Source organism: Protofrankia sp. Cr1 (assembly GCF_963555865.1).
Classification (GTDB): domain Bacteria; phylum Actinomycetota; class Actinomycetes; order Frankiales; family Frankiaceae; genus Protofrankia.
Genome location: NZ_CAUVXO010000057.1, coordinates 5,400 through 6,045 on the forward strand (window position 1 = coordinate 5,400; position 646 = coordinate 6,045).

The 646-nt window shown below is 70.3% G+C and carries 1 pseudogene; it reads right to left on the bottom strand.

What is annotated here, in order from left to right:
- Positions 1-646 (bottom strand): annotated as a pseudogene (locus tag U9980_RS07675) (TIGR02678 family protein); the annotation flags it as partial.

The following is a 646-nucleotide window of genomic DNA, read 5'->3' on the forward strand; positions in this document are numbered from 1 at the left end:
AGCTCGTCATCGGGGTCGACCATCGCGATGCCCTCGGCGCGCATCTCGGCAATCAGGCCGGTGGCCTCCTCGATCCGCCGCGTGATCGCATGGCGTTGGCTCACCAGATAGACGCGCTCGTCCTCGGCGAGTTCGTCGTAGTAGACGACCGGATCATCCAGCAACCGGCGGGTCAGCCGGTGGCGCAGCGCCCGATTACGCAGATCGTCGGTGTCGGCGACCGGCTCATAGGTCAGCTCGGCCAACCGCCGTTCGAAGTCGGTGGCGTCGATCGTGGACGGGCCCCGGGCGCCGGTGAGCATCGCCGCCAGAATCCGGCGACGCACGTCGTAGAGCACGTCGCCGGTAGCGGTCAGGTAGGCGTCCTCGTCGCCGGCGACCCGTTCCAGCACCCCGAGGGTGAGCAGCAGCCGGACCACCGCGACCAGGTCGGAGCGTTCGTCCCGGCGGCTGAGGGTGAACGCGATGCCGGCGTCCGCCAGCTCCGGTTCGCTGGCCGCGACGATGATCCCCTCCGCGAGCCGACCAAGGGTGATCTGCGCGTCAGCCGTCTCCAGCACCGACAGCGCGAGGCAGAGCAGCACGTAACGGCGCCGTCCGAAGGCGCCCTGCCGCGACCGTCCCTGGCCGGATGCGTGCCGTCCAG